The following is a 24779-nucleotide window of genomic DNA, read 5'->3' on the forward strand; positions in this document are numbered from 1 at the left end:
CCCACCTTGTACCCCGAGCGGTCGGAATCGGGAAGGGCGAACTGTGGAACCCAGTTCGGTTTCGGGTCTGGTCTCGATCGTCGTGCTCGTCAGGGACCGGGTGGAGCACACCCGCCGGTTGGTCGCCTCGCTGGCGCGCGCCACCGGCGAGTGGGAGCTGGTCGTGGTGGACAACGGCTCCACCGACGGCACCGCCGCGCTGCTCGCCGGGCTCGGCGAGGAGCTGGGGCGGCCGGTGGTGGTGCTGTCCTTCCCGGACGACCGGGGTGGCGCCGAGCGGCGCAACGCGGGGGCCGCGGCGGCGCGCGGGGAGTTCCTGCTGTTCCTGGACAACGACGTGCTGGTGGACGACGCCGGGCTCGTGGAGGTGCTGGCGGCGGAGCTGGCGGGCGAGCCCCGGCTGGCGGCGGTGTCGCCGCTGCTGTGCTACCCCGGTGAGCTGTCGCTGGTGCAGTGCGCGGGCGGCGGGTCGACGCCGAACGGGCTGATCGGGCTGGTGGGGCGCGGGCAGCCGGTGTCCGCGCGGCACCGGGCGCGGCGGGAGCAGACGTGGGCGCCGACGGCGGCGCTGATGGTGCGGCGGTCGGCGTTCCGGGCGGTGGGCGGGTTCGACGAGGCGTTCGACCCGGTGCCGCTGTGCGAGGACGTGGACCTGTGCCTGCGGCTGCGGGCGGCCGGTGGGGGCGTGCGGTTCGTCGGGGCGGTGGTGGCGCGGCACTTCGAGGGGACCACGTTCAACCACGTCGGGCACGACAAGCTGGCGGTGTGGAAGCGGCACACGCGGGTGCTGCGGGCGCGGTGGGCGCGGGAGTTCGCCGAGGGGCCGCGGCACGGGCCTGCGGAGCTGGCGTGGGTGCCGGTGCGCAAGGACTACCGGGACCTGGACGCGCCCAGGGCGTGGGTGGAGGGCTCCGGAGGCGCAGGCGGCGTCGGGTTGGCGGGCGCGGGCGGCGTCGGGTTGGCGGGCGCGGGCGGCGTCGGGTTGGCGGGCGCGGGCGGGGCGGCGGGTGGCGCGGGCCCCGGCGGCGGCCCGGCGGGTGGCGGCGCGGGGGCTGTCGCGGCGGAACCGGGCACGGGGCCCGCGGGCGCGGCGGGTGGGCCCGGCGCCGGGTTCTTCACCAGCGACCGGGAGCTGGCCGGGCTCGGGCGGGCGGACGTGCGGGTGTCGGTGCTGGGCGCGCGGGCCTCGCTCGCCGCGCTGGCCGCGACGCCGGGGGTGCGGATCACCGGGGTGTCCGACCGGGACGCGGGCGAGCTGGCCCGGCGGTCGCGCGAGCACGGGGTGCGGTGGGCGTTGCGCGAGGACCGGGACGCCGTGGAGCTGGTGCCCGCCGAGGGGGTCGTGGGCGATCGGCTGGACCTGGCGGAGCTGGCGCTGCGCCGGGGCAGCCACGCGCTGCTGGAGGCCCCGCTGGTGGGTGGCCCCGCCGAGCTGGCGGGGTTGCTGGGGCGGGCGCGGACGGCCGAGGCGCGCTGCTCGGTGCTGCTGCCGTGGGCGCACCACCCGGAGCTGGCCGCGCTCGGCAAGGCCGTCGCCGAGGGGCGGATCGGGGCACCGACGTCGTTCGTGGCGCGGGTGCGCGCGCCCGGCGGGGATCCCGCGCTGGACGTGCTGGACGCCGCGGAGCGGGCGCTGGGCGGGCCGGTCGAGCTGGTGGCGGGGCTGGGGCCGACGCGGGCGCGGGTCCGCGCGGCTGGGGTGCCCGGTGTGCTGGAGGCGGGGCGCGGGGCCCGGTCGCTGCGGGTGGTGATCACCGGCGCGGACGGCGAGCTGACCGCCGAACCCGCGTTCGACGGGCCGGACGGGGCGCTGGAGGACTTCGTGGCGCTGCTGCGCGGCGGCCCGGCGCCGCTGACGGACGTCGTGGCGCTGGGCTCGGTGCTGGCGGCCCGGCTCGCGTGGGTGACGGCGTGAGCGGGCGGACGGGCGCGCGGTCCGGGGTGGGCTCGGCGGCGGACGGGCGGGCAGCCGGCGTGGGCTCCCCCGCGCGGGAGCCCCTCGCGGCCGGGGTGCTCGCGGCGGTTCCGGGACCGGGTGTCGCCGAGGAGCTCGCCGCGCACGGCAACAACCTCGCCGAGCTGCTGCGCGCCCGCGCCGTCGAGCACGGCTGGTCGGGGCGGGTGGCGTTCGAGTGCGGCGGCGAGCGGGTCACCCACGGGCAGGTGCACGCGCGGGCCGCCGCGCGGTCGGCGGCGCTCGCGGCGCTGGGCGTGCGGGTGGGCGACCGGGTGGTGCTGGTGCTGGACGACGACGTCGACTTCGTGGTGCTGTTCCTGGCGGTGCTGCGGTTGGGGGCGGTCGCGGTGCCGGTGAACCCCCGGCTGCACCGGGGCGAGCTGGCGGCCTGCCTGACCGCCGCCGAGGCCGCGCTGGTGCTCTGCCGCGCGCGGGACGTGCCCGAACTGGCCGCGCGCACCCCGGCCGACCTGGACTTCCCCGCTCCCCCGGTCCCCGCCGCCGCGCTGCCGGACGAGCACCCCGCCTACGCCCTGTTCACCTCCGGCACCACCGGCGCGTCGCGGCTGTGCCCGCACGCCCACGCCGACCCGCTGGTGTACCAGCGCGCGTTCGGCGGCCCCGTGCTGCGGCTGACGCCCGACGACGTGGTGCACTCGGTGTCCAAGATGTACTTCGCCTACGGCCTGGGCAACTCACTGCTCTACCCGCTCCTGGCGGGCTGCCGCGCGGTGCTGGAACCGGGGCCGCCGCAGGCCGCGCGGGCGCTCGCGCTCGTCGACGAGCACCGGGTGAGCGTGCTGTTCTCGGTGCCCACGTTCTACTCGCGGCTGCTGACCGAACCGACGTGCGGGCTGCTGGCGGGGCTGCGGCTGGCGGTGACGGCGGGCGAGGTGCTGCCGCTGTCGCTGGAGCGCCGGTTGGGGGCGCTGCTGGGCGAGCGGCTGCTCAACGGGATCGGCACGACCGAGGTGGGGCAGGCGTTCACGTCCAACGCGGCGGGCGCGCACCGGATCGGCACGGTCGGGCGGGCGCTGCCGCCGTACGCGGTGCGGGTGGTGGACGAGCCGGGCGCGGTGGTCGGGGCGGACGTGGTGGGGCGGTTGCAGGTGCGCGGGCCGACGGTGAGCGCGGGCGCGCGGCCGGACGGCGGGCCGGGGCGCGAGCCGGGCTGGTACACGACCGGTGACCTGGCCTCGTGCGACGCGGACGGCTACCTGGTGGTGACCGGGCGGGCGGACGACATCGAGAACGTGGGCGGCATCAAGGTGCACCCGGTGGACGTGGAGTCGCTGCTGGCCGAGCACCCGCTGGTGGTGGAGGCGGCGGTGTGCGCGGTGCGGGAGGGCGGGCGGAGCGGGTTGCGGGCGTACGTGGTGCGCTCGGGTGGTGAGGCGGAGGGTGGTCCGGACGACGGGGACCTGGCGGAGGAGCTGCTGGCCGCCGCGCGCGCCGGGCTGACCACCTACAAGGTGCCGCGCGCGGTGGTGTTCGTGCCCGCGCTGCCGCGCACCGGGTCGGGGAAGCTGCGCAGGCACGTGGTGCGGGGCTGGGTGGACCGGTGAGCGCTCAGAACTCCGGGTACTCGGCGCACAGCCGCCCGCCGAACCGCGTCCGGGCGTGCTCGCGCATCCTCGGGCCGTAGACGGGGTGGTCGGCGAGCTGGGTGTAGGAGGTCAGCTCGCCGATGTCCACGATCCCGGCCTTGACCGCGAGGTAGACGTCGAAGCCGGGGTACATCAGGCCGACGAACGGCAGGTCGTCCACGTCCAGCGCGAGCACCGGGTGCTCCCCCGTGGAGTCGGGCTCGCCGACCGCGTAGACGCGCCGCGAGTCCGAGCCGCCGGGCAGCAGGAAGCACTCGGGGAACAGCCCGGCCAGCGGCGCGTACAGCTCGCCCCAGCCGGGGCCGTAGCACTCGGTGGCGACGCGGTCGAGCGGGCGCGGGGACAGCTCGCCGTCGTCGGTGAACCAGCCTTCGCGGCGCAGCAGGCCGGTGTCGAAGGCCAGCCAGGCGCGCAGGCTGGGCGGGAGCGGTCTGCCGGACGGGAAGGTCGCGCCCGCCAGCCACTCGGCGGGCGCGGGCTCGGGTTCGCCCTCGACCCACGGGTGGTCGTAGAAGTCGAACATGGACCGGTGCGGGTCGCGCCGCACCGACTCGACGGCCCGCTCGGCGAGCGCGACCCCGTGTGCTCCGTCTGCCATGGCCGGGAAGCTAGCAGCGACCCCCGACAGCGGCGGCTCAGCCCGCCGAGCGCCTGCCTCGGGCCCGGCGGACCGTCATGAACCACAGGACGTAGCCGGCCACCAGCCAGAGGAGCGCGCGCACCGGGTGCAGCGCCTCCCCGGCCCCCTCCCGCACCCAGGTCACCGCGATCTGGGAGAGGCTGAGCGCGACCACCGCGAAGACGAGCGCGACGCCCTCCCTGGCGTTCACGGGCAGGAACCTGCGGGCGCCGAGAGCCCGGTGCGCGGGTGTGGGCCCCTGGTGCTCGTCCGCGACGCGGACGACGTAGCCGACCAGGAGGAACAGCGGGATGGCGAGCGGGGCCACGACCAGCGGCGGGACCTGGAGCAGCAGCAGGACGACCACGGTCAGCCCCAGCAGCGCCAAGCAGGCCAGCGCGAGCAGGATCTTCCGCTTGGCCGTCGCCCCGTCCAAGGCCGCCCCCCTCATCTCGCGGGCGCGACCGGGACGCCCCCGCACCCCTGGTACCCCGCGCTGGACACGAGCCCTCCACGCGGGTGACCCACGTCACAGGCGTGTGATTCAACGGAACGGGCCCCCGGCGGGTTTCCAGGCCGCAAGCGACCCGACGAACCAGAAGGAGGCGGGGTGCAGGTCGACTACGACCAGTTCGTGACCGATCGCCTCGACCAGCTCCTGCGCTACGCCACCGCGCTCACCTGCGACAAGCACCTGGCGCAGGACATCGTGCAGGACGTGCTGCTGCGGGCGAGGCAGAAGTGGGCCCGGATCGGCGCGCTGGAGGTGCCCTACCTGTACCTCAAGCGCATGGTCACCAACGACTACCTGTCGTGGCGGCGGCGGCGCGCGGCGCGCGAGGTGCTCACCGGGCACGGCGGGTTCGACGAGGTGGGGCCGGTGGTGGCTGACCACGCCGAGCGGCACGCGGAGCGCGACGCGATGCGCGCCCTGATCGCCGCCCTGCCGCGCAAGCAGCGGGCGGCGGTCGTGCTGCGCTACTACGAGGACAGCAGCGACGAGGAGATCGCGTCGGTGCTGAAGTGCTCGGTGGGCACGGTGCGCAGCAACATCTCCCGCGCGCTGGCGAAGCTGCGGGTCCAGCGGAGCGAACAGCCGGAGGTGCTGCGATGACCGACCAGGAAGCGCTGATCAGGGCCGCGCTCGCGGCGCAGGCCCAGGAGCGGGTGGACCACCGGGAGGTGGCGGCGCGGGTGCGCACGGCCGCGGCGCCGCGCCGCCGGGGTGCGCTGATCGCGGCCGGGGTGCTCACGGCCGCTGCCGCGGTGGCCGCCGTGGTGGTGCCGATGACGTTGCGGGACGCGCCCGCCGAGCGGCGGGAGGTGGCCACCGGCGCCACCGCGCAGGAGCAGACCGTGCTGCTGCTGGGCGTGGACACCGGGGAGGGGGCGGACCGGCCTTCCCACGCGGACACGGCGGTGCTGCTGCGGATCTTCCCGGACGGCCGGGTCAGCGGGGTGTCCCTGCCGCGCGACCTGCGGGTCACCGGCGCGGACGGCCGGGCCACCAGGCTGGCGACGGCCTACGCGGCGGGCCACGAGCAGGCCGGGCAGGAGGGGCGGGACGCGGTCGCCGGGGGCGCCGGGGCCGCGCTGGACGCGGTCGCCGAGGTGACCGGGGTCAGGGCGGACCACTGGGCCGTGGCGTCGATGGACCGGTTCGCCGAGCTCAGCGACCTGGTCGGCGGGGTGCGGGTGTGCCTGAGCCAGCAGGCGCGGGACGAGTACGCGGGGGTGGACCTGGCGGCCGGTGAGCACGTCCTGCGGGGCGAGGAGGCGCTGGGCTTCCTGCGGCAGCGGCGCGGCCTGGAGCAGGGCGACCTGGACCGGGTGACCCGGATGCAGGCGTTCCTGCAGGGGCTGCGGACCTCGGTGCTCGACTCCGGGGTGCTCGGCGACCCGGCGAAGCTGACCGGGCTGTTCGACCGGGCCCGCGACGCGGTGCGCACCGACGACGGCTGGGACCCGGCGTCCGCCGCCGCGTCGCTGAGCGGCGCCGGGGGCTGGCGCTTCACCACCCTGCCGGGGTCGGAGGGCGTGACGGACGAGGGGGTGCACGTGGTGGACACCGATCCGGCGCGGGCTCGGGCGTTCGTCGCCGAGGCGCTCCGCGGGTCGTCGGGCTCGGGGACCGGGGGCGGCGGGGACGGGCCGGTGTGCGTGCGGTAGCCCGCTGATCGCAGGCGCGCCCCGGCGGAATCCCGCCTCCGGGGCGCGCCGCGTCACGCGGCGCGGGGACGGGTCAGGGCGACGACGCCCACCACCGGTCCCAGCGCCAGGACGACGAGGGCGTAGCGCCAGGTCACGACCTCGGCGACGACCGGGACGAGCTGGATGGCGACCACGGTGAGCAGGAACCCGGCCGCGGTCTGCGCGGTCAGCGCGGTGCCCGCGCGGGGGCCGTCGACGACCTCGCTGAGCATCGTGGAGAACACCCCGGAGTCGGCGATCACCGCCGCGCCCCACACCGCCGCGAACGCCAGCAGCACCGGTGGGCTCGCGGCGTGGGCGAGCGGGGAGAGCAGGCAGCACGCGCCGCTGAGGGCGAGGGCGGTGGCGGCGGCGCGGGGGCGGCCGAAGCGGTCGGCCGCCCAGCCGCCGACCAGGCAGCCCGCGACGCCCGCGACGCCGACGGCGGCGAACGCGGCCAGTCCCGCGACGCGGGGGTCGAGGTCGCGCACGGCGTCCGCGCCGAACAGCGGCAGCCACGTCCACAGCGCGTACAGCTCCCACATGTGCCCCAGGTAGCCGAGGTTGACCAGGCGGGGCGCGCGGTCGCGGAGCAGGGTGAGCGCGTAGGCCGGGTCGCGGGCGGGCGCGGACCTGGCCAGGTGGGGTCCGGCGCGCAGCAGGGTGGCCGAGAGCAGCGCGGCGACGAGGGTGGCGCAGGCGGCGGCGGACACCAGGGGCCGCCACGGCCAGGCCAGGACGCCGATCAGGTGCGGCAGGGCCGAGCCGAGGGTGAGGGCGCCGATGAGCAGGCCCATCGCGCGGGCCCTGCGGTCGGGGGTGGCCCAGGAGGCCATGAGCTTCATGCCGACCGGGTAGACGCCCGCCAGGAACAGGCCGGTGGCGAAGCGCAGCGGCACGGCGGCGGCCAGGCCGTCGGCGAGCAGGGCGAACACGAGGGTGGACGTCGCCGCGCCCGTCGCGCCCGCCGCGAGCAGCAGGTGGGCCGGGACGCGGTCGGCCAGGGCGAGGGCGGCGGAGGCGACCGCGCCGACGACGAACCCGAGCTGGGTGGCGGCGGTGAGCCAGACGGCGGCGGCCAGGTCCACGCCCCACTCGGCGCGCAGGGACGGCACGACGGCCGAGGCGGAGAACCAGGTGGCCAGGCCGAGGACCTGGACGGCGGCGATCAGGGCGCGCTGGGCGGCGGGCGTGGTGCGCGGGTCCACCCTCGGCTCCTCTCCGGACGGGGACGTCCCGGTGGTGCGGGGTGGTCGGCGGGACCCTAGCCGCAGCGGGGGCGGGCGGCGGCCGTGTTCCCGATCACCAGTGGCGCGACCTGCTGCGGGAGCCAAGTAGTTGAGGAATCAACCAAAGTGCGAGTACGTTCCCCCAGCGTGAAGAAAATCGGTTTCCTGTCCTTCGGGCACTGGTCCGACAGCCCGCACTCGCGGACCAGGACCGCCTCGGACGTGCTGCTCCAGTCCGTCGACCTGGCCGTCGCCGCCGAGGAGCTCGGCGCGGACGGCGCCTACTTCCGCGTGCACCACTTCGCCAGGCAGCTCGGCTCGCCGTTCCCGCTGCTCGCCGCGATCGGCGCCAAGACCGAGCGCATCGAGATCGGCACCGGCGTGATCGACATGCGCTACGAGAACCCCATGTACATGGCGGAGGACGCGGGCTCGGCCGACCTGCTCGCCGCGGGCAGGCTCCAGCTCGGCATCTCCAGGGGATCGCCCGAGCAGGTCATCGACGGCTGGCGGTACTTCGGCTACCAGCCCGCCGACGGCGAGACCGAGGCCGACATGGCCCGCAAGCACACCGAGGTGCTGCTGAAGGTGCTGGAGGGCGAGGGCTTCGCCCAGCCCAACCCGCGCCCGATGTTCCCCAACCCGCCCGGCCTGCTGCGCCTGGAACCGCACTCCCCCGGCCTGCGCGACCGCATCTGGTGGGGCGCCGGGTCGAACGCGACCGCCGTGTGGGCGGCCGAGCAGGGGATGCACCTGATGAGCTCGACCCTGAAGAACGACGAGGGCGGCGCGCCGTTCCACGTCCAGCAGGCCGAGCAGATCCGGGTGTTCCGCAAGGCGTGGGCCGACGCCGGGTGGCAGCGGGAGCCGCGCGTGTCGGTCTCGCGCAGCATCTTCGCGCTGACCTCCGACGAGGACCGGGCGTACTTCGGCGCGGACGGCAAGAGCCGCGACCAGGTCGGGTACATCGACGCGGACACGCGGGCGATCTTCGGCCGCTCGTACGCGGCGGAGCCGGACGCGCTGGTGGAGCAGCTCGCCGAGGACGAGGCGATCGCCGAGGCGGACACCCTGCTGCTGACCGTGCCCAACCAGCTCGGGGTGGACTACAACGCGCACGTGCTGGAGAGCATCCTCAAGCACGTGGCGCCCGCGCTCGGCTGGCGCTGACGGCCGGGGGTTCGCGCGGGGGCGGGGTCGAGCCGATCACGCCCCCGGCGCGCGGTCCGGGACCAGGAGCGGCACCAGGCGCACGAGGAGCACCATGCCGACCACCTCCACCAGGGTCTGGGCGACCACCGCCAGCGGCGCGAGGGCGAGGGCGTCCGGCAGGGCCAGCGCGAGGGGCAGCACGACCAGGGAGTTGCGGGTCGCGCCGGTGAACACGACCGCGCGGCTCGCCGGGACGTCCAGCCGGAACAGGCGCGCCACCGCCAGCCCGGCGAGCACCATGACCAGCAGGAACGCCGCGTAGAACGGGATGGCCCCCGCGACGCGGGCGAGGTCGCCGCCGAGCTCGGGGACCTGGGAGGCGACCACGGTGAGCAGGGTCGCGGCCATCAGGGGGACCATCGTCGTGCCCGCCGCGTCCGCCGCGAGCCTGCCTGCGCGGCGCCTGCGGGCCCAGGCCTGGGTGAGCCAGGCCAGCGCGAGCGGGATCGCGATCAGGGTCGTGAACGCCTCCACGAACGGGCCCGCCTCGACGACGTCCGCCAGCTCGCCGCCCAGGAGCAGCAGGAGCAGCGGCGGCAGCAGGAGCACCTGGGCGAGCAGGAGCAGCGGGGTGGCCGCCAGGAGCCCCCGGTGGTCGCCGCCCGCCAGGCCGGTGAAGACGATCACGTAGTCGACGCACGGGGCGAGCAGCACCAGCAGCACGCCCAGGCGCAGGGCCTGATCCGCGGGCAGGAACACCAGCATCGCGGCCACGACCGGGGGGACGACCACGAAGTTGACCACCAGCGCGGCGGCGAGGAGGCGGCCCGCGCGCAGCGACCGGCCCAGCTCGGCGGCCGGGACCTGGAGGAAGGTCACGTAGAGCAGGAGCGCGAGCACCGGGGTGATGGCGCCTTCGAGCGCGGGACCGGCGGCGGGGGCGGCGAGCCCGGTGAGGGCGCCCGCCGCGAGCGCGCCGAGGTAGACGGCGACCTGGTGGCGCTCCAGGGCGGCGACCGGGCCGGGGTTCGGTGACACGGGATCTCGCTCCTGGCGGGGATCGTGCGGCGGTGCGGCGGGCAGGGCGTCCGGCGGGGACCGGGGAACGGTAGACCCCGCGCCGGTCCGCAGGTCGGGCGGAGGTCGGGCGGCGGTCCGGCGGGGCGCTACGGTGCCCCGGTGCGCAGCCGCCCCGAGGACCTGTCGGACGAGTCCGTGCGCGCCTGCCTGGCCCGGTCGGGGATCGACGTGGCCGTCCTGGAGCACGCACCGGTCGGCTTCGGCGACCACCACTGGCACGTCACCGACTCAGGTGGCCGCCGGTGGTTCGCGACCGCGGCCGACCTGACGCGCAAACCGCACTGCGGCCCCGACCGCGACTCCGCGCTGGCCGGGTTGCGGGCCGCCATGGGCGTGGCGGTGCGACTGCGGCAGGCGGGGCTGGAGTTCGTCGTCGCCCCGGTCGGCGAGCCCGTGGCGGAGCTGGACGACCGGTACGCGCTCAGCGTGTTCCCGCACGTCGCCGGGGTTCCCGGCCACTTCGGGCAGGAGCTGTCCGAGGGGGACGGCGCGCTGGTGCAGGAGCTGCTCGCCCGGTTGCACGCCACACCGGTCGACGCGCCCGCGATCCCGATCGCCCCTCCCCCGCCGGACGCCGACGGGCCCTGGGGCGACGGGCCGTACGCGGAGCGGGCGCGCCTGCTGCTGCGGCGGCACGAGGAGGTCGTCCGCCGCAGGCGCGCGGAGTTCGCGGAGCTGGCCGAGGTGGTGCGCCGCCTGCCCGTCGTGCTCACCCACGGCGAGCCGCACCCCGGCAACCTGATCCGCGCCACGACCGGCTTCCACCTGGTGGACTGGGACACCACCGGCCTGGCCGTCCCCGAGCGCGACCTCGCCCTGCTGCCCGGCGACCTGTCCCGCTACCGGGAGCTCACCGGCCGCACCCCCTCCCCCGAGGCCCTGCGCCTGCACCGGCTGCGCTGGCCGCTGGTGGACCTGGCCGAGTTCACCGACCTGTTCCGCGCCCCGCACGGCGACGACCCCGACACCGCCCTCGCGTGGACCTCGTTCCAGGACACCCTCGCCGCGCTCGCGACCGGCTGACGCGGGCCGCTTCGGACCCCCGACCCCGACCACCCGTCGGCCCACGACCCCGCAAACCCCCGGCGCACCCACCGCACCACCGCCCGGCCCCTGCGCCCGTCCCGCGCCCGTGGCTAGCGTCGGAGGGGCAGGGGGAACCCACGGCGCGGGCGTCACTCCGCCGCGCCCCGCCGCGTCCTCCCACCCGCGCGCCAACCGGGCGCGCACCGGAGTGGAGGTGTCCACGTCTTGGCAGTTCAACGACGAAAGCGCGGGGCGCTGGCAGTCGTCGCCGCGCTGATCGCCGGTGGCACGGGGGTCGCGGGCGGCGCGGGGGTCGCGTCCGCGTCACCCGCGGCCGACGACCCCTCACCGCCGGGCGGCGCCACGGTCACGCTGATCACCGGCGACCGGGTGACCGTGCACGGCGGCGACCGGCCGGGCACGATCACCGGCGGACCCGGCCGGGAGCGGGTGGCGTTCCGGACGGTCACCGCGGACGGGCGGCTGAGCGTCATCCCCTCCGACGCCGAGCGCGGCCTGGCCGAGGGCAGGCTCGACCCGCGCCTGTTCGACGTCACCACCCTGGTCGAGTCCGGTTACGGCGACACCGCCGAGCTGCCCCTGATCCTGACCCGCGCGGACGGCGCCCGCCCCGCGCTGGCCTCGCTGGACACCACCGCCGAGCTGCCCGCGATCGGCTCGTTCGCCGCCACCTCGGACAAGTCACCCACCGCCTTCCGCGCCCTGCTGGACGAGCCGGGCATCACCAGGGTGTGGCTGGACGGCAAGCGCGAGCCCGCCCTCGACCGCAGCACCGCCCAGATCGGCGCGCCCGCCGCGTGGGGGTCGGGGCTGACCGGCGCGGGCGTGGCGGTCGCGGTGCTGGACACCGGCGTGGACGAGACGCACCCGGACCTGGTGGGCAGGCAGGTCGCCGAGGCCAACTTCACCGAGGACCCGGACACCACCGACCGGGACGGCCACGGCACGCACGTCGCCGCCACCATCGCAGGCGGCGACGCGCAGTACCGGGGCGTGGCCCCGGACGCGCGCATCCTCGACGGCAAGGTCTGCGTCTCGGGCGGCTGCGCCGAGTCGTGGATCCTGGCCGGGATGCAGTGGGCGGTCGAGCAGGGCGCCGACGTGGTCAACCTGAGCCTGGGCGGTCGCGACACCCCCGAGGTCGACCCGCTGGAGGAGGCGCTCACGACGCTGTCCGAGCGGTCCGGCGCCCTGTTCGTGGTCGCCGCGGGCAACGACGGGGCCACCCGCACGGTGGGGTCGCCAGGCAGCGCGGACGCCGCGCTCACGGTCGGCGCGGTGGACCGCGACGACGCGGTCGCGCCGTTCTCCAGCCGGGGCCCGAGGGTCGGCGACGGCGCGGTCAAGCCGGACGTCACCGCGCCCGGCGTGGGCATCGTCGCCGCGCGGGCGGGCGCAGGCCAGCTCCCCGGCGAGGACGGCCGCACCGCCCTGTCCGGCACCTCCATGGCCACCCCGCACGTCGCGGGCGCGGCGGCGCTGCTCAAGCAGCGGCACCCGGAGTGGACCGGTCAGCAGGTCAAGGCCGCGCTGGTGGCGTCGGCGACCCCGACCGAGGGGGCCTCGGTGTTCGCGCAGGGCGCGGGCCGGGTCGACCTGGCGCGCGCGATCGGGCAGAGCCTCACCTCCGAGCCGTCCTCGCTGCCGCTGGGGCTCCAGCGGTGGCCGCACGACGACGACGTGCCCGTGGCGCGGGAGCTGACCTACCGCAACGACGGCGACCGGGAGCTCGTGCTGGACCTGTCGGTGGTCGGCGGGGAGCTGCCCGAGGGGTTGATCACCGTGTCGCCGTCGCGGGTCACCGTGCCCGCGCGCGGCACGGCCACCGCGACCGTCACCGGGGACACCGCCGTCGACGCGCCGGACGGGGCCCACGGCGGGCTGGTGCTCGCGCGCTCGGGTGACGCGGTCGCGCTGCGCACGCCGGTCGCGGTCGAGCGCGAGGTCGAGAGCCACGAGGTCACCCTGAAGGCGCTCGACGGCGACGGGAAGCCCACCGCGGACGGCCTGGTCACCCTGCAGGACGTGGTGACGGGCGAGAGCCGGGGCCTGTTACCCGCCGAGGGCGGCACCACCGTGCGGCTCCCGGCGGGCGAGTACCTGGCGATCGGCGGCTTCAACCGGCCGCAGGGCGGGTTCGCGCACGTGCTGCGGCCGAGCCTGCGGGTGGCCGGGCCGACCGAGGCGGTGTTCGACGCGAGCACCGCGAAGCCGGTGGAGATCAGCGCGCCGGACCCGGAGGCGGAGGAGCTGCTGGGGCAGTTCTCCGTGCAGCGCACCCACGAGGGGCGCACGGTCGGCACGGGCAACGCGTACCTGGGCGGGTTCAGCGGGCTGGTGTCGATCGGCCACGCCGGTCCCGAGGTCCCCGACGCGCGCGTGCTCGTCGCCTCCCAGTTCGAGGGCGCGGCGGGGGCGGGTGGGGCGCGGACCGGGTACCGGCTGGCCTGGGAGCACGAGGGCCGGGCGCCGGACGGGGTGCGGGAGGCGCCCGCGCTGGCGGAGCTGGCGGCGGTGCGGACCTCGTACGGCCCGCTCGCCGACGGGGTGACGGCGCAGCGGTCGTTGCAGCCCGTCGGGGACGGCCGGGCGACCGGGTGGGGCGTGTACGTGGAGGCGGGCCGCTCGTCGGGCGCGGTCGACCACGTGACCGACGGCACGGACTGGGTGCTGGGCGTGATCGGGTCCGGGCCGGACGGCTCGGGGTTCGAGCTCACCAGCGCGGTCCGGCGGTTCGAGGCGGGGCGGGAGCACCGGCACCGGTTCGCGTTCCCGGTGTTCACGCCGACGCCGTCCACCGAGAGGCCGCTGCTCCAGCGCTCCGGTGACGTGCTGACCGCGCACGCGCCGCTGTTCGGCGACGGTGACGGCAACCACGGGTCGGACTGGCAGGCCGAGGGCGGGACGCGGCTGTTCCGCGACGGCGTGCAGGTGGGCGCGAGCGAGCAGGGCGGCTACGGGCGGTTCGCCGTGCCCGAGGGCGAGGCGGAGTACCAGCTGGTGACCGGCGCGCGGCGGACCACCGGGCTGACCGGGTTCACGACGGCGGTGGAGCTGTCCTGGACGTTCCGCTCCGGGCACGTGGACGGGGTGGGCGAGCTGCCCGTGACGGTGGTCGGCTTCTCGCCCGAGCTGGACGGGTCCGGCGCGGCGGCGGGCGGTGCGGAGCTGGGCGTGCCGATGGCGCCGCGACGGGCTTCCGGGGCGGCGGTCGAGGTGACCGGGCTGGTGGTGGAGGTGTCGTTCGACGACGGCGCCGCCTGGGAGCAGGTGCCGGTGGTCGACGGCGTGGCGCGGGTGCTCAACCCGAACGTGGCCGGGTTCGCGTCGCTGCGGGTGCGCGGCGAGTCGGCGGGGGCCGGGTTCGAGCAGACCGTGCTGCGGGCCTACCGGATCACGGCGTGACCGGGTTCGTTCGGCCGTGCGGGTCGGGATCGCTCCCGGCCCGCACGGCGTGCCGCGCGGTCAGGCGCTCGTGGTGGCCGGGAAGAGGCGCTGCACGGCGGTGACGATCGCGGCGCGGCGGGCGGCGGCGGAGCCCTCGTCCTCGGGCGCCTGCTGCCCGGCCCAGGACATGGCGATCTGGTTGAGGAAGGTCAGGACGTCGAGCGGGTCCCAGGACGGGTCGAGGTGGCCGGCCTCCTGGGCGGCGCGCAGCTGCTCGACCTTGTGGGCGAGGGCGCGCTTGAACGGGTCCTCGGCCGGGTTGCCCGCGGGCGCCAGCTCAAGGCGGCCCCACATGAGCAGGCGGTGGCGCTCGGGGTGCGCGGCGAAGTGGTCGTGCACGCGGCCCGCGTAGCCGGGCAGGTCGGTGGGGTCCAGGCGGGTGGCCTTGGCGATCGCGGCGAGCTCGTGGGCGCTGACGCGCCGGTAGAGCTCCTCCTTGCTGCTGAAGTAGGCGTAGACGCGTTCCTTGCTGGTCCTCGCGGTCTTGGCGATGCGGTCGACGCGGGCCCCGGCGATGCCGTGCGCGGCGAACTCGGCGGTGGCCGCGTCCAGGACGCGGTCGCGGGTGGAGTCGGCTCCGGGGCGGGGAGTCATGCGCGCACTGTACCGAACCGGTTGGTTTGACCAGGTGCTCGACCGGGCGTACGGTCAAACCAAACAGTTTGGTTTGACCGATGCGGGGAGGCACGTCATGCGGCAGCGGACTCTGGGCGGCCGGGGGCTGAGGGTGTCGGCGCTCGGCTACGGCGCGATGGGCATCTCCATGGCCTACGGCTCCGGCGACGTCCGGGAGGGCGTGGCCGCCATCCGGCGCGCGCACGACCTGGGCGTCACCTTCTTCGACACCGCCGAGCTGTACGGCTGGGGCGAGAACGAGAAGGTCGTGGGGCGCGCGGTGGCCGGGTTCCGGGACGAGGTGGTGATCGCGACGAAGTTCGGCTTCACCCGCGACTACGGCACCGACAGCAGGCCCGAGCACATCCGGGAGGTCGTCGACAACAGCCTGCGCAACCTCGGCGTGGACACCATCGACGTGCTCTACCAGCACCGGGTCGACCCCGACGTGCCGATCGAGGACGTCGCCGGGGCCGTGAGGGAGCTGGTCGAGGCGGGCAAGGTCAAGCACTTCGGCCTGAGCGAGGCGGGCGAGCGCACCCTCCGCGCGGCCCACGCCGTGCAGCCGGTGTCGGTGCTCCAGACCGAGTACTCGCTGTTCGAGCGGGACGTCGAGCGGCTGTTCCCGGTGCTGGAGGAGCTGGGGATCGGGTTCGTGGCCTACTCGCCGCTGGGGCGCGGGTTCATCACCGGGACGGCGAAGCCCGCGGGCCAGTACGAGGAGGGCGACATGCGCAACGACGACCCGCGCTGGCAGCCGGGGAACTTCGAGCGCAACCTCGACGCGGTGCGGCGGTTGGGCGCGCTGGCGCAGGGTCGGGGGGCGACGGTGGCGCAGTTGGCGCTGGCCTGGCTGCTGGGGCGGGGGGAGCACGTCGTGCCGATCCCCGGCACGCGGAGCGCGGACCGGGTGGCGGAGAACGTCGCGGCCGTGGAGCTGGAGCTGACCCCGGACGACCTGGCGGCGATCGAGGCGATCCTGCCGCGCGGGGGTTTCGGCGCGCGGTACGCCCGGCAGGTGCCCGAGTGGGTCTGATCAGGGGCAGGCGGGCGGGCGGGCGCGGGTCGGGCGCGCCGCACGGGTTCGACGCGCTCGTCCCGGACTCGCCGGTGACCCGCGACTTCCTCGCCCGCGCGCGGAGCTGGTCGGGCGAGCGTTAGGGCGAAGCCGGTCGGGCGCCGGTCAGAACCAGCCGGTCAGAACCAGTGGACGCAGTGCGGGGCGCGGTCGACGCGGAAGAGCGCGTCGGCCCGCGCCGCCGCCTCCGGGTGGTGGGCGCGGACGTGACCGGCCCGGACCAGGGCGCTCGGGGTGACGCCGCCCAGGTAGAGCGAGCCCAGGTCGCGCACGTCCAGCGACAGGTCCGGGGCCCGGTCGGTGGACGCGCACGCGGCCCGGCCGTCCCGGACGGTCAGCAGGTGGCGGCCCCGCTCGGACAGGAACGGGTCGGTCACGTCCAGGACCAGCTCGCCGTCCGCCGACCAGCCGCGCGCGGTCAGCGCGGCGGGCACGTCCAGCAGCCGCACCCACAGCCAGTCGGTGGCCTCGGCCTCCCGCCCGGCCCTGGGGTCCTCCAGCTGCCAGGGCAGCGGGTGGTCCGGCGGGAAGTGCTTGAACACGACCTCGTCCACCAGGTCGTGGCCCAGCGCGAACTCCGCGAGCCCGGCGGACGCCGCCGCGTTCTCGGCGACCAGCTCGTCCACGACCAGCGCGTCGCCCTCCACCGAGTAGCTGGCGTACCCGTCGGCCACACCGCCCGCGCCGTGGTGGACGGCGGCGTAGCGCGGCACGCGGGACACCGGGGGCCGCCCGACGCCCTCGGCCCACCAGCGGGGCGGGCGGGACAGCGCGCCCGGCTGGGTGCGGCGGTAGCGGTCGTACACCTGCTCCAGGACGTCCCCGCACCGGTCGCGCGGCAGCACCCGCACCGAGCCCGCCGGGACCTCCGCGCCCGCGCGGGGCCTGGTGAGCGCCGCCCGCGCGCGCTGCACGGTGAACCGCCGGGAGATCGTCGCGGGCCCGTAGCCGAACCGGCCGTAGATCGTGGCCTCGGACGCCAGCAGCACCGCCACGGCCTCACCGCGCTCCCGGACCCCGGCGAGCTGGTGCCGCATCAGCGCGCCCCCCACGCCCCGGCGGCGGTGCGAGGGCAGCACGCCGACGCAGGTCACCCCCGCGACCGGGAGGACGCCGCCGCCGGGCAGGGTCAGCTCGAACGAGTAGGACGCCGCGGTGCCGACCGGCCGCCCGTCCGGCTCGGTGGCGAGCACCCCCCGGTCCAGCTCCAGCGCCGACCACCACCGGCCGCCGCCGACCGTCATGGTCTCCCGGAAGCGGCCGAAGGCGGTGTGCAGCGTGTCGACGAAGGCGTCCAGGTCGTCCTCGGTGGTGGCACGGGTCCGCATGGTCAGCGCTGTCCTCCGGGGTGGCGTGTGCGATCGCGGCACAGTGCACCCCGGAGCGGGCGGCGGGGCAAGCGATTTGCGGCGGTGACACCTGTTCGGGAGCCCCGAAGCCCCGACCGGCGCAACCGGGTGACCGCGGTGGTCCCCGCGCCGGAGCGCGCTGGCCGCGTTGGCCGCGACGGCCGCGGCCGAAGGCGGCGAGCGGGACGGGCGCGCACGTCGACCGGTTCGACCACGGGCCCGCCGACCCCGCCACGGCCTGACGTCGCCCTTCCCGGTGGGTGGGAGGTCCGCCGCCCCCGCCCACCGGGCCCGTTCGACGCGCGGGGCGGCGCCGGGCGGTCCCCCGGCGACAATCCCGCTAAAAGCGCCCCCTGAATTAGCCGCGCGACCCGCGCGACGTGCGGCACGCCGAAGCGCCGCTCCCACAGGCGCTGCTCCGAACGTGTCGTCGAACGCGTGGCCGAACCGTCACGGCGAGGTCGCGGAATAGAAACGCCTGCACCCCGCCAACAGCCCGTCCGGGCCGATGGTGAAGATGTCCGCGAATTCGACCTCCGCCCGCGCCGTGGTGAGCTTGCCCACAGCCGCGACGCAGTCGCCTTCCGCGATCACCCGCGACAGCAGGTGCCTGCCCGGCGCGGCGCCGACCGGCGCGAGCACCTGCAGCACCTCCGGCCTGCCGCCGTGCGCGACCTCCCGCGGCGCTGCGACCTGCGGGTCCAGGTGCAGCAACGACTCGAGTCCCTCCACGTCGCCCTCGTCGGCGTACAGGTACGAGAGCCGGACGTGGTCGACGCCCGCCGCCGTCACCACGTCGCTGTGCGGCGCGGGCCGCCGTTCGCCGAGGACCATGCCCCCTCCTTTCGGCCCCGCCCGCGAGGGCTCGGGCGCTGCTCGTGGAACTGATTTTCCGCATCACGGGCAACCCGCGCCTATCCCCCGGCTATCACGGCGGCATCCCGGCGCTCCATAGTGTTTCCCAATGACCCGAGGAGGGCTCGGTTTAGGACATCGGGCGGACATACACAATGCTTTCCCAACGGTACGTTCGTCCTGTTGTGTCCGACTCCGGGTCCCACGCCGGGCGGGTGAGCGGAGGTCTCGTGGACGAGGTGGTGGAGCGGGGCGGGCGCCTGGCGTTCCGGGTGCTGGGACCGATCGAGGTCACCGGCGCCGGGGGGCCCGTGCGCATCCCGCCGGGGCGGCAGCAGGTCATCCTGGCCTGCCTGCTGCTGGAGGCGAACAAGGTGGTCAGCACGGACCACCTGGTGGACGCGCTGTGGGAGGTCAACCCGCCGGACACCGCGCGCACCCAGGTGCAGATCTGCGTGTCGCGGCTGCGCAAGACGCTGGCCGACGCGGGCGTGGAGGTCTCCATCGTGACCCGCCCGCCGGGCTACCAGCTGCGCCTGCCGGACGCCTCGCTGGACGTGCACGAGTTCACCAGGGGCGTCACCGAGGGGCGCGCGGCGGCCAGGCGCGGCGAGCTGTCCGAGGCGTCCGAGCTGCTGCGGGCCTCGGTGGGGCTGTGGCGCGGGGAGTGCCTGAGCGGGCTGGCGAGCGCGCCGCTGCGCACCAGGGCGCTGCGCCTGGAGGAGGACCGGCTCAACGCGGTGGAGACCTGCCTGGGGATCGACCTGGAGCTGGGGCTGCACCACGAGCTGGTCGGCGAGATCGGCAGGCTGGTGCGCGAGCACCCGCTGCGGGAGCGGCCGAGGGCGCTGCTGATGCTGGCGCTGTACCGGTCGGGCCGCAAGGCCGAGGCGCTGGAGGTGTACCGGGAGGGCCGCGACCTGCTGGTGGAGGAGCTGGGCCTGGAGCCCGGCGAGGAGCTGCGGGAGCTGGAGCGGGCGATCCACGCCGGGGACGCCTCGCTGCTGCGCGGCCCCGAGCCGGCGCGCGAGCGAAGACCCGCTGAGCCCGCCGACGCCGCGCGCGCGGCGGTGCCCAGGCAGCTGCCCGCCGACACCGCCGACTTCATCGGTGGCGAGGAGCTGATCACCGCCGCCGAGGAGGTGCTCACCGGGGGCGCGGGGCGGCGCGCGGTCGGCGTCGTGGTGGTCATCGGCAGGCCGGGCGTGGGCAAGTCGACGCTGGCCGCGCACCTGGGGCACCGGGTCGCCGAGGAGCACTTCCCCGACGGGCAGCTGTACTGCGACCTGCGCGGCGGCTACGGCGACGCGGGCGGGTCCGCCGACGTGCTCGGCCGGTTCCTGCAGGCGCTCGGCATCCCCGGCGCGATGATCCCGGTGGAGCACACCGCGCGCACCGAGATGTACCGGACGCTGCTGGCGGACCGGCGGGTGCTGGTGGTGCTGGACAACGCGGTCAGCGAGCGGCAGGTGCTGCCGCTGCTGCCCGGCGGCGGGCGCTGCGCGGTGGTGGTGACCAGCCGGGCGCGGCTGACCGGGCTGCCGGGGGCGCGGCAGCTGGAGCTGGACGTGCTGGACCGGGAGCAGTCGCTGGAGCTGCTCGGCCGGGTCGTGGGCGAGCGGCGGGTGGCGGGCGAGCCGGAGGCGGCGGAGGCGCTGGTGCGCACCGTCGGCGGGCTGCCGCTGGCGCTGCGGATCGTCGCGGCGCGGCTGGCGGCCCGACCGCACTGGTCGCTGGCGTCGATGGTGCACCGGCTGGCCAGCGAGCGGCACCGCCTCGACGAGCTGGCGCACGGCGAGATGACGATCCGGGCGAGCCTGTCGCTGACCCACGACGGGCTGGACCAGCCGACGCGGCGGCTGTTCGGGCTGCTCAGCCTGGCCGAGGGCCCGTCGCTGCCCGGCTGGGTGGCGGGCGCGGCGCTGGACGACGGCAGGCCGTACGCCTCGGACCTGATCGAGCCGCTGGTGGATGTGCAGATGCTCGACGTGGTCTCGGTCGACGGCACCGGCGAGTTCCGCTACCGCTTCCACGACATCATCCGGCTGTTCGCCCGCGAGCAGCTGGCGTCGGTGGACGAGCGGGAGCAGCGGGAGGTGCAGGAGCGGGTGCTCGGCGGCTGGCTGTCGCTGGCCGAGCAGGCGCACCGGGGCGTGTTCGGCGGCGACTTCACCGCGCTGCACGGGAGCGCGCCGCGCTGGCACCCGCACCCCGTGCACGCCGAGCGGCTGCTGGAGAGCCCGCTGGAGTGGCTGGAGGGCGAGCTGCCGAACCTGCGGGCGGCCGTGGCGCAGGCGGCGCGGCTCGGGCTGGACGAGCTGTGCTGGGACCTGGCGGTGACCACGACGACGCTGTTCGAGGCGCGCGGGCACCTGGACGACTGGCGGCACACCCACGACGAGGCGCTGCGGGCCACCAGGGCCGCGGGCAACGCGCGCGGCACGGCGGCGCTGCTGGCCTCGCTCGGCACCCTGCACATCAACCGGGGGCGCGCCGAGGAGTCCGGGGCGGTGCTGGTGGAGGCGCTGGCGGCGTTCACCGAGCTGGGTGATGTGCGCGGGCAGGCGCTGTGCAGGCGCGACCTGGGGCTGCTCACCCGGCAGGCCGGGGACGACGCGGGCGCGCTGGCGCTGTACGGGCTGGCGCTGGCCGGGTTCGAGGAGGTCGGCGACGTCGTCGGGCGCGCGATCGTGCTGACCCAGCGGGCGCACGTGCTCATGCGCACCGGGCGGGACGACGAGGCGCTCGCGCAGCTCGCGGAGGCGATGGCCACCTGCCGGGAGGTCGGGTACACCGGCGGGGTGGCGACCACGATGCGGCGCATCGGGCAGGTGCAGCTGCACCGGGGGGAGCACGAGCTCGCGGAGCGGACGCTGACCGAGGTGCTGGAGATGGTGCGGGCCAGCCGGGACGTGATCGGCGAGGGGCACCTGCTGCACAACCTGGGCGAGGTGAACGCGGCGGCGGGGCGGGTCGAGGCGGCCCGCGAGTGCTTCGAGCGGTCGCTGGCGGTGCGGGAGCGGATGATGGACCACGGCGGGGTGGCGGTGGTGCGGCGGGAGCTGGCGCTGCTGGAGGGGAAGGTGCCCGCGTAGCGCTGGGGGTCGGCGTTGACCCCCGTCGCGCGCTCGGGACCGGCGGGGTCAGTCCCAGGGGTTGGTGTCGTCGGCGGGGGTGGCGTCCCAGGGGTTCGTGTCACCGGTCGGGGCGGCGTCCCACGGGTTCGTGTCACCGGTCGGGGCCGCGTCCCAGGGGTTCGTGTCGCCCGCGGGGGCGCTGTCCCACGGGTTCGTGTCACCGGTCGGAGCCGCGTCCCACGGGTTGGTGTCACCGGTCGAGGTGGCGTCCCACGGGTTCGTGCCGCCGTCGACGACCGAGGCCCTGGCGGGCGCGCTGTCCCAGGGGTTCGTGCCGCCCGCCGGGGTGGCGTCCCAGGGGTTCGTGCCGCCGTCGACCACCGCGGTCCCGGCGGGCGCGCTGTCCCACGGGTTCGTGCCCTCGGCGAGGGCGTCCTGGGCGCCGAGCAGGGTCGCGGCGGAGACGGTGGCGGCGAGGGCGGCGGCCTTGGCGATCGCGGTGATGTTCATTTCTTCTCTCCCGTTCCAGTTTATTCTCTCTGGTGTTGGGAAAAATGTATGACAGCATTTAATCCCGCCCCTATCGCGCCATTTATCTCCCGCCTATCACGAGTTGCCCCGAGCCGTGATAGCGCTATTCACAGCTCGCTGACCTGGTCATACCAATCCAAGTCGCACCGCGTGGGCCACCGCGTGCGCCCGATTGCGCGCGCGCAACCGCGCGGTCAGCTCGTAGATGACGTTCTTGACCGTGTGCTCCGAGCAGGCCAGTGCCGCGGCTATCGCGGAATTGCCCAGGCCATCGGCCATGAGCTGGAGCACGGCGGTCTGCTTCGCGGTGAGCGCCTCGACCTGGACCACGCCCTTGCCGGAGCGCCCGAGCAACCGCACCAGCGCCTGGTAAGGGACGACGCCGTCGCCGTGCAGCGCCGAGTGCACCCCGGCGACGAGCCGGGACAGCGGGGAGGCCACCGGGCACAGCACGGCGCTGGCGCCCATGCGCACCGCGCGCAGCACCCCCGACGGGTCGAACGAGTCCGCGAGCACGAGCAGCCGGTCGACGCCGGGCCGGAACCGCTCGGGGCAGGCGTCCAGGGCCTCGTCCACCGACTTCGCCGCCAGCACCACGACCACGTCCGGCCCCGGCGCGTCGACCAGCACCATGCCCGCCTCGCGCAGCCGCGCCGGGACGTCGCGCGCCACCGGCCCGACCGCCGTCACGTGCACCCGCACCCCGCTCACAGCAGGCCCGCCCGCAGCGCGTAGGCCACCGCGTGCGCGCGGTTGCGCAGCCGGAACCGGCGGGTGATGTCGTGCACCACCGTGGTGACGGTGCGCGGCGAGTAGCACAGCTCCTTCGCGATCTCCCCGGTCTCGCGCCCCTCGGCGACCAGGGCGAGCACCGCGCGCTCGCGCTCGCTCAGCCCGCTGCCCGCCAGCGCGGGCGCCGCGGGCTCCCCCACCGCGCCCTGCAACCGGTCGAGCAGGTCGGGGGGCACCGTGCAGTCCCCGACGGCGGCGGCCATGACGGCGCGGGTGAGCCGCCGCGCGTCCGCGTCCCGGCGGCGCAGCAGGCCGCGCACCCCGGCGAGCACGGCGTGCAGCGCCTGCACGGCCGTCACCTCGGCCACCACCAGCACCACGGCGCCGCGCCGCGCGCGGGCCAGGTCCAGCACCTCCCGGTCGACCTCGTCGACCAGCACCACGGCGACCCGCGCGGACTCCGCGGCCTCGCCCTCCACCACCACCAGCTCGGGACAGGCGCGCAACGCGCTCGCCGCCCCGGCCTCCAGCATCGGGTCCCTGGCCACCACGGCCACCGGCACCAGCGCGCTGTCCACTGCGCAGATCTGCTCCACGTTCGCCTCCAAGCGATTCCGACGGATGACATCGCGTGAGACTGATTCCGCCCACGAGGATCGGCAGGGCGGCTATCACGGCGAAATCCCCGACTTATCCACGGGACGTGGACACGCGTACGGGTGACGGGGGCCGCTCGGGAGGGGGTGGGGCGCGCGGGTGGCGACGCGGCAGGTCGCGGGCGTGCGGGCGGGACGCGGCAGGTCAGGGGCGCGGTGGGGCGGGTGGTGATAGCGGCGGCGGCAACAACGGCGCCCGCTCCCCCGTGGTGGGGAGAGCGGGCGGCGGGAACGGGCGGAACCGGGACGGGCCGGGGGTCGGGCGCGGGCGGTCGGGCGCGGGGGTCGGGGTCAGCGCATCTCGCGGACCGGCTTGGAGGCGAGCACGCCGAGCGCGGTCACGGCCAGGATCACCGCCGTGCCGCCGAACATCAGCGCGGTGTTCCGCTCCGCGAGCGCCCCGCACAGCACCAGCGACAGCGGCGCGACGGCGTAGCCGAGGACCATGTCCACCGAGATCACCCGGCTGAGCACCGAGCCCTTGATGTTGCGCTGGATCCAGCTGAGCCCGAACACGCCCTGGTAGCCGATGCCGAAGCCCATCAGGAACACCGTCGCCACCGCCTCGACCGCGCCCTCCACGAACCCCAGCGCCGCCATGCCCACCGCCAGCCACCCGGCGAGCGCGGCCACCAGCAGCCCGACCCTGGGCTTGGCGCTGCTCGCCCCGCCGACGAGGGTGCCGAGCATGGCCCCCGCCGCGAGCGCGCCGTTGAGCACGCCCAGGGTGGTGGAGCCGCCCTGGACCTCGGTGCGGGCGAGGTTGGCGAAGCCCACGGTGAACGGACCGGCGTAGCAGAACGTCACGGCCACGTCGACGACCAGGACGGTGCGGATGCGCGGGTCGGACAGGGCGTAGCGCAGGCCCTCCTTGATGCGGCCCAGCAGCGAGACCGGCTCCGGGGTGGCGGCGGCCGGGGTCTGCTCGGGGTCGCGGGGCAGCGTGCGCACCCCGGTCACGCACAGCGCGCACAGCGCGAAGCACAGGGCGTCGACGAGGAAGGCGTAGTTCGCGTCCGTCGCGGCGACCACCACGCCGCCCACCGCGGGGCCAAGCACCGAGGAGACCTTGGCGCCCGCGCCGAGCAGCGCGTTGGAGGCGGGCAGCAGGTCCTTGGCGACCACGGACGGCAGGATCGACATGCGGGCGGGCTGGAAGAACGCGTCCACCGCGCCGAAGGCCGCCGCCGCCGCGCACAGCCCCCAGAACCCGAGGCTCCCGGACAGCCCGGCCAGCCCGACCGACGCCATCACCGCGGCGCGGGCCCAGCTGGAGAGCACCATCAGCCGCCGGGTGGACCACCGGTCGCTCAGCGACCCGCCGACCAGGGTGAGCAGGGCGCGCGGGATCGCCTGGAGCGCCAGGACGTAGCCGAGCTGGAGGGTGGAGCCGGTCAGCTCCAGGGTGATCCAGGCGAACGCGATGTAGCTGAACCCGTCGCCGAGCAGCGACAGGGCCTGCCCCGCCCACAGCAGGCGGAACGACGGGAGCCGGGCCGGGGCCAGCAGCCGGGCGCCCGCGCCGGTGAACGTGGTGGTCATGGCGGAGACCTTCTTC

Annotated in this window: 21 protein-coding genes; 10 read left to right on the forward strand and 11 right to left on the reverse strand. The window is 76.2% G+C overall.

Translation table 11 applies throughout. The features are described from left to right. Positions 1 to 43: 43 nt before the first annotated feature. Both CNX65_RS18000 and CNX65_RS18005 read left to right on the forward strand, forming a co-directional pair. Positions 44 to 1915, forward strand: coding sequence for a glycosyltransferase (locus CNX65_RS18000; RefSeq protein WP_096494574.1), 1872 nt, complete (start codon positions 44 to 46; stop codon positions 1913 to 1915). After that, a complete protein-coding gene (locus CNX65_RS18005) occupies positions 1912 to 3522 on the forward strand; it encodes an AMP-binding protein (RefSeq protein ID WP_157767711.1) in 1611 nt (536 codons plus the stop codon). The genes CNX65_RS18000 and CNX65_RS18005 overlap by 4 nt, the downstream gene beginning before the upstream one ends. Positions 3523 to 3526: 4 nt before the next feature. Here CNX65_RS18005 and CNX65_RS18010 read toward each other — a convergent pair whose 3' ends face one another. Both CNX65_RS18010 and CNX65_RS18015 read right to left on the reverse strand, forming a co-directional pair. Continuing rightward, positions 3527 to 4162, reverse strand: coding sequence for a hypothetical protein (locus tag CNX65_RS18010; RefSeq protein ID WP_096494578.1), 636 nt, complete (start codon positions 4160 to 4162; stop codon positions 3527 to 3529). A 37-nt stretch (positions 4163 to 4199) separates the two neighbouring features. Continuing rightward, positions 4200 to 4619 carry a hypothetical protein gene (locus tag CNX65_RS18015; RefSeq protein WP_096494580.1) on the reverse strand — a complete coding sequence of 140 codons (420 nt, stop codon included), beginning with the start codon at positions 4617 to 4619 and terminating at the stop codon, positions 4200 to 4202. Positions 4620 to 4793: 174 nt separating this feature from the next. Here CNX65_RS18015 and CNX65_RS18020 point away from each other — a divergent pair, with 174 nt between their 5' ends. Both CNX65_RS18020 and CNX65_RS18025 read left to right on the forward strand, forming a co-directional pair. After that, a complete protein-coding gene (locus CNX65_RS18020) occupies positions 4794 to 5297 on the forward strand; it encodes a SigE family RNA polymerase sigma factor (RefSeq protein WP_015802337.1) in 504 nt (167 codons plus the stop codon). After that, complete coding sequence (locus CNX65_RS18025) at positions 5294 to 6352, forward strand: LCP family protein (protein WP_096494582.1); 1059 nt, start codon at positions 5294 to 5296, stop codon at positions 6350 to 6352. Before CNX65_RS18020 ends, CNX65_RS18025 begins: the two co-directional genes overlap by 4 nt. Positions 6353 to 6405: 53 nt before the next feature. Here CNX65_RS18025 and CNX65_RS18030 read toward each other — a convergent pair whose 3' ends face one another. Further along, positions 6406 to 7581, reverse strand: a complete 1176-nt coding sequence (locus CNX65_RS18030) for an MFS transporter (RefSeq protein ID WP_096494584.1) — start codon at positions 7579 to 7581, stop codon at positions 6406 to 6408. A gap of 168 nt (positions 7582 to 7749) precedes the next feature. Between CNX65_RS18030 and CNX65_RS18035 the strand changes: the two genes are divergently transcribed. After that, positions 7750 to 8772 carry an LLM class flavin-dependent oxidoreductase gene (locus CNX65_RS18035; protein ID WP_096494586.1) on the forward strand — a complete coding sequence of 341 codons (1023 nt, stop codon included), beginning with the start codon at positions 7750 to 7752 and terminating at the stop codon, positions 8770 to 8772. Between the two features lie 36 nt (positions 8773 to 8808). Here the strand turns inward: CNX65_RS18035 and CNX65_RS18040 are convergent, their stop codons facing one another. Further along, the gene (locus CNX65_RS18040; protein WP_096494588.1) at positions 8809 to 9792 is read right to left on the reverse strand and encodes a bile acid:sodium symporter; all 984 of its coding nucleotides are present in this window, start codon (positions 9790 to 9792) and stop codon (positions 8809 to 8811) included. A gap of 141 nt (positions 9793 to 9933) precedes the next feature. Between CNX65_RS18040 and CNX65_RS18045 the strand changes: the two genes are divergently transcribed. Together CNX65_RS18045 and CNX65_RS18050 are read left to right on the forward strand one after the other, a co-directional pair. Next, entirely contained in the window at positions 9934 to 10857 is a 924-nt protein-coding gene (locus CNX65_RS18045; RefSeq protein ID WP_096494590.1) for a phosphotransferase, read from the forward strand. A 228-nt stretch (positions 10858 to 11085) separates the two neighbouring features. After that, positions 11086 to 14286 carry a S8 family serine peptidase gene (locus CNX65_RS18050; RefSeq protein ID WP_096494592.1) on the forward strand — a complete coding sequence of 1067 codons (3201 nt, stop codon included), beginning with the start codon at positions 11086 to 11088 and terminating at the stop codon, positions 14284 to 14286. A 60-nt stretch (positions 14287 to 14346) separates the two neighbouring features. Here CNX65_RS18050 and CNX65_RS18055 read toward each other — a convergent pair whose 3' ends face one another. Next, a complete protein-coding gene (locus CNX65_RS18055; RefSeq protein WP_096494594.1) occupies positions 14347 to 14922 on the reverse strand; it encodes a TetR family transcriptional regulator in 576 nt (191 codons plus the stop codon). A gap of 97 nt (positions 14923 to 15019) precedes the next feature. Here CNX65_RS18055 and CNX65_RS18060 point away from each other — a divergent pair, with 97 nt between their 5' ends. After that, positions 15020 to 15979 (forward strand): aldo/keto reductase, encoded by a 960-nt coding sequence (locus tag CNX65_RS18060; protein ID WP_096494596.1) that lies wholly within the window; start codon positions 15020 to 15022, stop codon positions 15977 to 15979. Beyond that, a complete protein-coding gene (locus CNX65_RS37885; RefSeq protein ID WP_256373948.1) occupies positions 15970 to 16104 on the forward strand; it encodes a hypothetical protein in 135 nt (44 codons plus the stop codon). Before CNX65_RS18060 ends, CNX65_RS37885 begins: the two co-directional genes overlap by 10 nt. Positions 16105 to 16140: 36 nt before the next feature. Here CNX65_RS37885 and CNX65_RS18065 read toward each other — a convergent pair whose 3' ends face one another. Continuing rightward, a complete protein-coding gene (locus CNX65_RS18065; RefSeq protein WP_096494598.1) occupies positions 16141 to 17349 on the reverse strand; it encodes a GNAT family N-acetyltransferase in 1209 nt (402 codons plus the stop codon). A gap of 471 nt (positions 17350 to 17820) precedes the next feature. Further along, entirely contained in the window at positions 17821 to 18204 is a 384-nt protein-coding gene (locus tag CNX65_RS18070; RefSeq protein WP_096494600.1) for a nuclear transport factor 2-like protein, read from the reverse strand. 236 nt (positions 18205 to 18440) lie between these two features. Between CNX65_RS18070 and CNX65_RS18075 the strand changes: the two genes are divergently transcribed. Then, positions 18441 to 21320 carry an AfsR/SARP family transcriptional regulator gene (locus tag CNX65_RS18075; RefSeq protein WP_232519890.1) on the forward strand — a complete coding sequence of 960 codons (2880 nt, stop codon included), beginning with the start codon at positions 18441 to 18443 and terminating at the stop codon, positions 21318 to 21320. Positions 21321 to 21368: 48 nt separating this feature from the next. Here CNX65_RS18075 and CNX65_RS18080 read toward each other — a convergent pair whose 3' ends face one another. The 4 genes from CNX65_RS18080 to CNX65_RS18095 form a co-directional block, all read right to left on the reverse strand. Further along, positions 21369 to 21812 carry a hypothetical protein gene (locus CNX65_RS18080; RefSeq protein ID WP_096494604.1) on the reverse strand — a complete coding sequence of 148 codons (444 nt, stop codon included), beginning with the start codon at positions 21810 to 21812 and terminating at the stop codon, positions 21369 to 21371. Positions 21813 to 21959: 147 nt separating this feature from the next. Then, complete coding sequence (locus CNX65_RS18085) at positions 21960 to 22535, reverse strand: helix-turn-helix transcriptional regulator (protein ID WP_232519891.1); 576 nt, start codon at positions 22533 to 22535, stop codon at positions 21960 to 21962. Between the two features lie 5 nt (positions 22536 to 22540). Beyond that, the gene (locus tag CNX65_RS18090) at positions 22541 to 23161 is read right to left on the reverse strand and encodes a helix-turn-helix transcriptional regulator (protein WP_198320499.1); all 621 of its coding nucleotides are present in this window, start codon (positions 23159 to 23161) and stop codon (positions 22541 to 22543) included. Positions 23162 to 23512: 351 nt separating this feature from the next. Continuing rightward, positions 23513 to 24763: an MFS transporter gene (locus CNX65_RS18095; RefSeq protein ID WP_096494606.1), complete on the reverse strand. Its 1251-nt coding sequence runs from the start codon at positions 24761 to 24763 to the stop codon at positions 23513 to 23515. Positions 24764 to 24779: the final 16 nt, after the last annotated feature.

The sequence above is a fragment of the Actinosynnema pretiosum genome (genome assembly GCF_002354875.1).
GTDB lineage: Bacteria > Actinomycetota > Actinomycetes > Mycobacteriales > Pseudonocardiaceae > Actinosynnema > Actinosynnema auranticum.